This is a genomic window from Methylomonas albis (genome assembly GCF_014850955.1).
Lineage (GTDB): Bacteria > Pseudomonadota > Gammaproteobacteria > Methylococcales > Methylomonadaceae > Methylomonas > Methylomonas albis.
The window spans coordinates 4326577-4336327 of sequence record NZ_JACXSS010000001.1 but is presented as its reverse complement, the minus strand read 5'-3'; the positions used below and the strand labels follow the sequence as shown (position 1 = coordinate 4336327).

Here is a 9751-nt window from a genome sequence, read left to right as displayed (position 1 = left end):
ACGCCGACTGATCGTTCTTGACCGAGTTTCCAAGGCTAGGGAGCGGATGTTGACAGCGTTGGCGGGTGTCCCGTCGTTTAAAGCGCCAGTCATGTATTTCACTCAACACCGTGCGGATGTCATCCAAACGGCAAGGAGCCTGAGTGGTGCTAATTCGGACCGTTGGCGGTCGCCGACAACCGCCGCTGTTCGATCCGAAACCCCAGCCTATTTTTTGGTGCCATCGGTTTTTGTTTTGTCTGTGTTGGATGCCGATTTTTCCGCTCTGCTCGGCGTCGTTTGGGATTGGTCTGTCGGTGCTTTAAACGGCTGTAACGATTTGCCGATCTCGTTGTTAATGTCTGTCTTCGCTGCCTCACCTGCTTGTGTTGGTGGAGTCGTAGGCGTGACGGTGTCGCTGCCGATCAGCAAAGGCAAGGCATTGAGCGAACTGCCGGTGACGATTATTTTCGCGTTGTTGGAACGAGCCAGTTCCAGGGTGGCGTTGATGCCGGACAGTCGTAAATAGCTGGCGAGATCTTTTCCGCCAATATTGTCGAACAGTGCCCGTACGCCTTCACCTTCAATGCTTTTACGTTGTTTTTCCTTGGTCTCGATCTGCAGGCGGAAGTCATATTCGAGTTGGCGTTGAAACTGCTCAACTTTAGCCTCTATGGCAGACGCTATTCGTTCAGGCAGTTTTATGGATTTCAGCATGAGTCTATCAAAGGCGATCAGCACGACCCCATTGGGGCTATAGGCGTTATCCTCATATAACTCCCCAATCATTGATTGCAATATTTTGTCTTGAGCTTCTTCCCGGTGAGTGCTGTAGAGCTCTTCCGCCGTGTAGTGGGAAATCACCGACCGTGCTACGGCACCTAATTCAGGTTTTAGGACCTCTTTGACAAAATCCGGCCCGACTTCTTTGTGCAGCAGGCCGAGCGTATCGGGCTTAACACGGTAAAGAAACGAAATTTTGGTGGCGACTAACAAGCCGTCTTTGGTGATGACATCGTAATCTTGATCGACAATCTGTGCCCGCGCGTCGTAATCGTACAGTTCGTCCCAGGGAAACTTTAAACGGGTTCCTTCTCTGATGGCCGGTCCGAGGTCGGTACCATTATTGAAGCGGTACCATCGTACTCCCAGGTGACCGGACGGAATAGTGACGATCATGGTCGGTGATAAGAACACGAATAACAGTCCCAAGACCATCACCGCGAGCGTGATGTTCATGATATGTTTTTCGTAGAATGGTTTAAAAGCGGCAAATTGCATAGACTTGGACTATTGAAGTGGCTTTTTACTGATGTCCGATGTTATGCGGCCTTCTTCAAGGGCGATGCATCTATCGGCTGTATCGAAATAGCGGTCATCGTGGGTAATGGCGATTATAGTTTTGCCTAGGGCTTTTAGGTGGGGTAACAATTCCTGATAGAATTTTCGGCGGAAATGAGGGTCTTGGTCTGCGGCCCATTCATCCAGTACGATAATGGGCTTGTCTTCCAATAGCGTGACCAGCAAAGCGAGGCGCTTACGCTGTCCCGTACTCAAGTCTATGGTATCGAAGCGGTTGGCGTCCTTTAATCGGACTTTACCTAATATTTCGAGCAGTAGACACAACTCATCAATGATCTCCGGACTGGGTGCATTGAGGCCGTACAGCCGTTTGAATAAGTAGTAATCGGAAAAAATGACTGAAAACTTGCTGCGATAGGACGAATAGGTTTCTGCCGAAAGCGCTTGTTGGTCGATCCGAATCACCCCTTTTTCGGGATAATAAAGCCCGACCAATAGTTTGACTAAGGTGGACTTTCCGGAGCCGTTGCCGCCTGTGATAAACAAGGTTTCGCCCTGGCGGATGCTGAAATTGAATGGGCCTACCGTAAACATGTCTACGGCTTTATTGTCGACGTAAGTAAAACTGACAGTGTCGAAATGGATGGCTTCGAACGTGGCGGGCAAAGGGCGTTCGATCATTCCCGGTATCGTGCTCACCAGGGATTGGAGTAGATGTTCTAATTGGCTTAGGTTGTCGGCGGCGGCATTAGCGGTCGCGAAGATCGGTATCGCTTGGGTGACCATCGCCAACGGGCCAATGATAAACAACATGGCGGCCGCAGTACGCGCGGCGGCTCCCGCTTCGACGCTGAAAAACATCGGTGCTATAAACACGATGATGCCAAGCAGCAGGAAACTCATAGTCTGGCTGAGTACAAACTCCTGAGCGGCGCGGCCTTGGAATGCAATTTTAACGTCTCGTGCGCGCGTTGCGGCGATGTCAATTTCCGCCAAAATGTCAATACGCCTGGGCGGACTCATTTTTACTTCTTTAAAGCCTTCGAGTACATCGCGTAGGCCGTCGTATAAATGATTTTCTTCCTCGTAAACCGTATTGAGTTCCGCGCGTAGCGCAATCATGTGTCTCAGAATCAGCAGCATGGAGAATGCGATAAAACTCAGGCTTAGCACAAACGCTATCTTATTGATCAGAAAGACGTAGACCATGGACAGTGCAATCATGATGATAGACTGAACGGCTATGACCAGAATGTTAGACGCTTGGGAGATCGTTTGCGTATCCCGGATCATTCCGGTGAGAATTTCCGAGCGTCCGACTCGTTCCAACGAAAGCAACTCAGCGTGGCTGATGTTTTCGACTAAGGCCATGCGTAAGTCGTGGATCATCGACTCCACTTCAGTGGCGGTAATGCGCATCAGGCCGCGTTGGCTGACAATGTAAATACCGATGACTAATCCGAACATGGTGATAGTGCGCAAGTCCAGCGCTGCTTGCTCAACACCGGCGGAAGTGGTGATGAGTGTCATCACCAAGACGTTGCTTACCCCGGAAAGCAGGGCGAGAAGAACGAATGTGTGTGGCGAGGTTTTTATGTGCCGGCGAATCAGTTCAATCAAGGACATGGAGAATACGCCGTCCAGCTAAACTAAGTCCGCGATGCGGTCAGTGTCGACTTTTTTTCAGAGGACTTGGTGATGTAAAGGATCAATAACATGACGAAGGGGGTAAGTACCAGGGATAGGACAAGCGTTATCAGAAATCCTGGTTTCCGACCAATGGCGCAGCAACTGACCAAAAGCAAAATTATTAGATAATAAATACCAATGAGTGGCAGCGATGTCATGGTGAGTGGGTTTAGGCGATGTTAACCTTAGAACGGCGTTCTTGTCGGAAATGCCTCAGTCAGTGCTCCAAAAACAAGCGTAACGGAAGCATTTGTCGATCTGAATTGCCTTGCGCTTATTTAAGCGGGTGTTTTGCCCGCTTTTCTGGATTTTAATGCGGCTTCGAACTCGCGCTGATAATGGACGCGAATTTTGTCGGCATTGAAAGTGAGCAGGGTGCCACCGGTTTGGAAATGTTCTGAAAAGACTTTGCCGACGGCATAAGTTGAAGCAAAAGCCAGCGCCGGGCCTACAAAATACCACGCCGCAAAGCCTATGAATGGGATTGCTTTCACTAGGTGAACGGCTCCTCCTGCGACGCCAATTGGGGCAATGCCGCCCACCAGTGAGCCCACTATGGCTTTGACGCGAGATTCTATAAAAGGAGTATCAAATGCCTTAGCCAATTCGTAGACCATCTTGACCTGAACCCCGCTAACCAACACGGAATCTATGAGCGGAACTGGAATAATGCCAATACCTGCAGCAATCAGGCTATAACGTTTAATGATCGGGCTTGCTGTGGCATCAGCATCGATGACGGTTTCCGCTAATAAAGTCGCTTCTTCGGTTACGGTAGCATTCATGGGGCTCACTCCTTAGTAAAAGCTGATTCTGAAATTAGGCATTTATCTTACACCATACAGGTTGAGTATACTATACAAAGATTCTACCATTTAGCATAAGGCGATATGCTGCGGAAGACATAGCCTTTCGACGGTTTTTTTGATGATCAATGTTAAGAAAAAAGGTTTCGCAGTTCCATGGTAAGGCGTTTATAGCGAAACAAAATACGACGTCCGTGGGGGCAAGTCGTGTCTGGCAATCGGTAGATGCGGCGGAGTGCGGCGCATTAACATGTTAACTAGCCGGCATTTCCGGTTTTTCCGACACTTTTTCTATCCAACTGCCGCCAAGTGCTTTGTATAAATTGATCACCGATTGCAATGAGTTGCTTTGAGCGGTGGCAAGGGATAGTTCGGTGGTGAACTGATTGCGTTGTGCATCCAAGACTACCAGGTAATCGGTAAGGCCATTGTTATAACGCAGTAATGCTAGCCTCCGATACTCTCGCAAGGCCGCGACTTGACGACTTAATGCCCGCACTTGTTCCAAGATTGCACTGTTATTCACTAACGCATCTTCAGTTTCTTGGAAGGCTTGCAGTAGGGTCTTTTGATAGGCGAATAGCGATTCTTGTTCTCGGGCTTCAGCGGCTTTTACTTGACCGGCGATTTTGCCGGCGGTGAGCAAGGGCATGGCTAATCCTAACCCGTAGCTCCACGCGCCCGCCGGTCCATCCAGCAGGCGGCTGAAATCAGCGCTGGCACTGCCCATTGCGCCGGTAATCGTGAATTTTGGGAAGTATTCGGCTTTGGCTACGCCGATATTGGCGTTTGCGGCGATTAAATCTTGCTCTGCCTTGCGTATATCGGGACGGCGGGTTAATAAATCCGAAGGAAGTCCCGCCGGTATGCCGGGCACCTGCAGTTCGGTGAGTGATAATCCACGTTGTATCGTGCTTGGGTTCCGGCCCAGAAGCACGCATAGTTCGTGTTCTTTTTGCGCGACCTGTGCGTTCAGTTGCGATACTGAAGTCGCTGTACTATGAACCTCCGATTCCGCTTGCCGTACATCAGCTTCGGAGTTGAGCTCTCCTTTGAGTCGTGCTTGGGCGATGCGGTAGGCTTCTTTCCGGTCAAGCTCGGTGCGTTTGGCAATTTCCAAGCGCTGGTCCAGCTCTCGCAATTGCACATAGGAACGGGCTACGCTGGTGACAAGCGTCAGAACCACGGTGCGCCGGACTTCTTCCTGCCCAAACAGGTTGGCGCGGGCGGATTCGGTAGCGCGCCTCAATCTGCCCCATACGTCGATTTCCCAGGAAAGGTTTAGCGCGGATTGAAAATTGTTGTAGGCGGGAGTTGGTATCGCTCCCGAGATCTCGTCGGAATTTTTTTGCCTTTGGTATGCGGCGCTGCCACTGATTTGTGGAAACAGGTCGGCGCGGGTTACCCGATAGGTGCCCAAATATTCTTCCACCGTGGCCGTCGCGATTTGCAGATCTTTGTTATACAGAAGCGCCTGTTCAATGAGTTGATTCAGTACGGGGTCGCCGAATTGCTCCCACCAGCGGCTATCGCCAGCCGAAACAGTTTCGGTTGGGGCAAAACGCCAAGCATCCGGTATCGACGATGTAGGTGGTTGGTAATCCGGACCGACCATGGAACAGCTCGATAGTGCTAAGGGTAGGAATAGGAGGATCAAGATGAGACGCATGATTAGATTTCCTGATTCGTAATGACGCTATCGGTCGGCTTTGTTGTCCTGTTTTCTCGGGTCTTCTCCAGTAATACGAAAAATAAGGGCACAAAAAACACGGCTAATACGGTAGCGCTGACCATACCGCCCATAATGCCTATACCGATAGAGTGCCGGCTGTTTGCGCCGGCACCGGTACTAAGCACCAACGGTAATACCCCAAGGATGAAAGAAAAGGACGTCATTAGAATCGGACGAAAGCGGAGTCGGCAGGCTTCCAGGGCGGCATCCACCACATCCATGCCTTGCTCGTGTTTAAGCGACGCGAATTCAACGATTAGTATGGCGTTTTTGGCACTGAGCGCAATCAGCGTGACCAAGCCGATTTGGAAATAGACGTCGTCCTGCATGTGGCTGGCCCAGACTACAAGAAAGGCGCCGAACAAGCCAAAAGGTACCGCCAACATCACGGCAAAGGGTAATATCAGCCGTTCGTATTGGGCGGCGAGAATCAGAAATACCATCAAAATGCCATAAGCAAACGCCGAACCCGATGAACTGCCCGAGGCTTTTTCTTGAAACGACTGTCCGCCCCAAGCGAATGACATGCTGTCCGGCAGGACCTCTTGCGCCGCTTGTTCCATCGCTAACATGGCTTGACCGGAGCTGTAGCCCATCGCGGCGGCGCCGTTGATACGGGCTGCGGGGAAACCGTTGAAACGGCTAATGGAGTCTGGGCCGTTGGCATAATGCACACTCAGTAAGCTGCTGAGGGGGACCATCGTACCGGAGGTGCTACGGACAAAAACTTTTTCGATATCTTCAGGGCGACTGCGGTATTGAGGGGCCGCTTGTAACAACACCTGGTAGGTGCGGCCGAATTTATTGAAATCGTTAACATAGGTGGTATTGAACATACCTTGTAAGGTATCGAAAACGTCGCCGATAGCCACATCCATGGCCCAAGTCTTGTCTCGGTCGAGGGTGATGGATAATTGTTGCGAGTTGGAGTTAATGCTGGTGGAGACACCTTGTAATTCCGGGTGCTGACTGGCTTTGGCGATGACCTTTTGGGTCATGGCTTCCAAGGTGGCCGTATCGCCGGCACCCTGGTTGAGAATCCAGAATTCGAAGCCACCCGCTACACCGAGACCGGGGATGGAGGGGGGATTCATGAACATCACCATCGCCTCTTTGATACTGGAGGCTTGTTGCATCAAACGGCCCAACACGTTTTCGGCTTGCAACTCCGGTTTGATTCTATCTTTCCAATTTTTCAGGGACAGAAATAACACCCCGGCATTCGTCTCGTTGCCGCCATCCATCAGATTCATGCCGGTAATAGAGGCTATATCGCGTAACGCCGGATTGTTTTTTACCAAGTTTTCCACTTGCTGTACTGCTGCGCCGGTGCGGTCCAGGCTGGCTGCGTCCGGTAGCAAAACGACGCTAAATAGCGTGCCTTGATCTTCCGGGGGAACAAAACTGGTCGGTACGACTTTAAACAGGCCGACGATGGCGGCAACCATGCAAACATACAGCAGTATGCCGACAGCGGTATGGCGTAATAGCCAACGGACGCCGCCGAGGTAGCGCTGGGTGGTTTTTTCCAGCGCGGTGTCGAACCATAGAAACAGACGCGGCTTTTGGTGTTCGGTCGGCTTGATAAGGATGGCCGCCAAAGCCGGGCTCAGGGTCAGGGCAACGATGGCCGATAGCGCTACCGATATGGCGATGGTGATGGCGAATTGTTTATAGAGCTGTCCGGTCATACCGCCGAGAAACGATACCGGTAGAAATACGGCAATCAGCACCAAGGTCGTGGCAACCACCGGCCCAGCGACTTCAGACAAGGCGTGAGTCGCTGCTTCGCGGCCTCTCAGCCCCAGTTCACGTATATTGCGCTCCACATTCTCGATCACCACGATCGCATCGTCGACCACCAGTCCGATAGCCAGCACCATGCCGAACAGGGTGAGCGTGTTAACTGAAAAACCCAAAATATACATGCCCGCCAAGGTGCCGATAATGGATACCGGTACGGCTAAGGTCGGAATCAGCGTGGCGCGCCAATTTTGCAGAAACAGGAATACAACGCCGATCACCAAGATGATGGCTTCAAACAAGGTGTCAATGACTTCCTCGATCGATATTTCGACAAACTCTGTCGTGTCGTAGGGAATGGCGTAGCTGATGCCTGCCGGGAATGTGGTAGACAAACGATCCATGGTTGCCCTGACTTGTGCCGCGACATCCAGCGCATTGGCGCCGGGTTGTTGATAGACCGCTATCAGGGTGGCGTTTTCTCCATTGAGCCTGGTCAACATGTCATAACTCTGCGCTCCCAGTTCCACAGTGGCGACGTCGCGCAAGCGGATGGCGCCGTCAATGTTGGCGCGCAGGATAATCTCTTCAAACGCTTTGGGGTCGGTGAGACGGCCTTCCGCCGCTATGGGCAGGGTGAGCGCGACGGGTTCTGACGTCGGCTTTTGCCCAATCTGGCCGACGGCGAACTGAGTGTTTTGCTGGGAAATCGCGTTACGGATGTCCGCGGTAGTGATGCCAAGATGCGCCATGTTGTCGGGTTTTAACCAGATGCGCATGGCGTAATCGGATGAACCCATGGGGGCAACTTGGTTGGCGCCAGGAATTTGTTTGAGTTTGTCCAGGACATGCAGACTAGCGTAGTTACTGATGTAGGTAGGATCGTAACGGCCATCCGATTTAATGGCCAACATCAGCAAAATGCTGGAAGTAGACTTTGTGACCGAGACGCCGCCACGGCGTACTTCGTCCGGCAGTTGCGCTTCGGCCATCTTGACGCGATTTTGTACATCGGTCTGCGCTTTATCGATATCGGTGCCAATGTCGAATATGATGCTCAGCCCCAGAGAGCCATTGGATGCACTGCTAGAGTTCATGTACAGCATGTTTTCCGCGCCGTTGACTTGTTGCTCAATCGGTGCGGCGATTGTTTGCGCCACGGTTTCGGCACTGGCGCCGGGGTAGGTGGCGGATACCTGGATCTGCGGTGGAGAAATATCGGGAAACTGCGCCACGGGTAGTTGACGCAAGGCTAATAGACCCGCCATAACGATGACGATTGATAGGATAGCAGCGAAAATAGGTCGGCTGATAAAAAATCCAATGCTCACGGCTGACTCCTGCTACTGTCGGCCGCCGCCTGTTGCGGTTTTACCGGCATATTGGGTGCCACGTGACTGACGCCGTCCACTATCACCCGTTCGCCGCTTTGTAGACCGCTTTCGACAATCCATTCGTCGTTGTACCAATCGCCCATTTCAACCGGGCGTATTTCCGCTTTGTCATCGGGGCCGACCACGTAAAGGTATTTACCTTGTTGGCCTTGCAACACCGAACGTTGAGGAACCAGAATGGCGTTGGGTCGTTTAGCGCCTTTTAGCTTAACCCGCACAAACTGACCGGGAACCAGTCTCATCTCGGGATTCGTAAAAGTGGCGCGAAACTCCCGTGTGCCGGTGTCGGTAGAATATTGTTTGTCGGAAAAATTCAGAGTGCCGTCAACGGGATAGGTAGAGCCGTCAGCCAGATGCAGTTGCACCACAAAGCTACTGTTCTCCGGCATGAGTAACTGGTTTTTCATGACGGCTTCGGAGACTTTCAACAGACGGGTTTCCGAAGCGCTGAATTTGACCCACATCGGGTCGGTCTGTGTGACTGTGGTCAGTAAGCCGTCCTGGCCTGGGCTGATAAAACTGCCATCGGCTTTTTTGCTCTGACCCGTTAAGCCGGTTAGTGGCGATGTGATCGTGGCATAACTCAAGTTTAATTCCGCCGTCGTGACATTGGCTTTGGCCGTTTGCACTGCCGCGTCTGCTTCAGTCAATGCGGACACCGCATCGTCAAGGTCTTTTTGACTAACGGCTTTTTCCGATATCAGGTAATTGAGTCTTTCCTCATCGCGTTTTGCGTTTTTCTGCTTGGCTACCTGTTGAGCCAAGTTGCCTTTTTCGCCTTGTAAGGCGGCGGCAAACGAGCGGTCATCCAATTGATACAAGACTTGACCTTTCCGCACCAGCGTACCTTCCTCGAATAGGCGTTTATCAATAACGCCTTCGATGCGAGTGCGGATTTCGACGAGGCGAGAACTTTCTGTTTGGCCGACAAAATCCCATTCAATAGGGATCGTTTTAGCCTCAATATGCTGGACGGTCACTTCGGGCGGCGGGAACGCCGGTGGTGTATGCTGTTCTTGACACGCCGCCAGCAACAGAACCAACAAGCAGGGAAGCGTCCAAAGGATGGTGGTTCGGCGCAGACTTGATTTCACGATGTGCCTCGA

6 protein-coding genes are annotated in these 9751 nt (G+C 51.7%); all 6 read right to left on the bottom strand.

Annotated features, from left to right (window positions below):
• Positions 1-207 precede the first annotated feature (207 nt).
• The 6 genes from EBA_RS19605 to EBA_RS19580 all read right to left on the bottom strand — a co-directional run bounded on the left by EBA_RS19605 (position 208) and on the right by EBA_RS19580 (position 9739).
• Positions 208-1260 (bottom strand): prohibitin family protein, encoded by a 1053-nt coding sequence (locus EBA_RS19605; protein WP_192376276.1) that lies wholly within the window; start codon positions 1258-1260, stop codon positions 208-210.
• 9 nt (positions 1261-1269) lie between these two features.
• Entirely contained in the window at positions 1270-2907 is a 1638-nt protein-coding gene (locus tag EBA_RS19600) for a cyclic peptide export ABC transporter (RefSeq protein WP_192376275.1), read from the bottom strand.
• Positions 2908-3248: 341 nt separating this feature from the next.
• Entirely contained in the window at positions 3249-3755 is a 507-nt protein-coding gene (locus tag EBA_RS19595; protein ID WP_192376274.1) for a YcjF family protein, read from the bottom strand.
• Between the two features lie 274 nt (positions 3756-4029).
• Positions 4030-5445: an efflux transporter outer membrane subunit gene (locus EBA_RS19590; protein ID WP_192376273.1), complete on the bottom strand. Its 1416-nt coding sequence runs from the start codon at positions 5443-5445 to the stop codon at positions 4030-4032.
• A gap of 2 nt (positions 5446-5447) precedes the next feature.
• The gene (locus EBA_RS19585; RefSeq protein ID WP_192376272.1) at positions 5448-8582 is read right to left on the bottom strand and encodes an efflux RND transporter permease subunit; all 3135 of its coding nucleotides are present in this window, start codon (positions 8580-8582) and stop codon (positions 5448-5450) included.
• Positions 8579-9739 (bottom strand): efflux RND transporter periplasmic adaptor subunit, encoded by a 1161-nt coding sequence (locus EBA_RS19580; RefSeq protein ID WP_229427853.1) that lies wholly within the window; start codon positions 9737-9739, stop codon positions 8579-8581. Before EBA_RS19580 ends, EBA_RS19585 begins: the two co-directional genes overlap by 4 nt.
• Between the last annotated feature and the right edge of the window lie 12 nt (positions 9740-9751).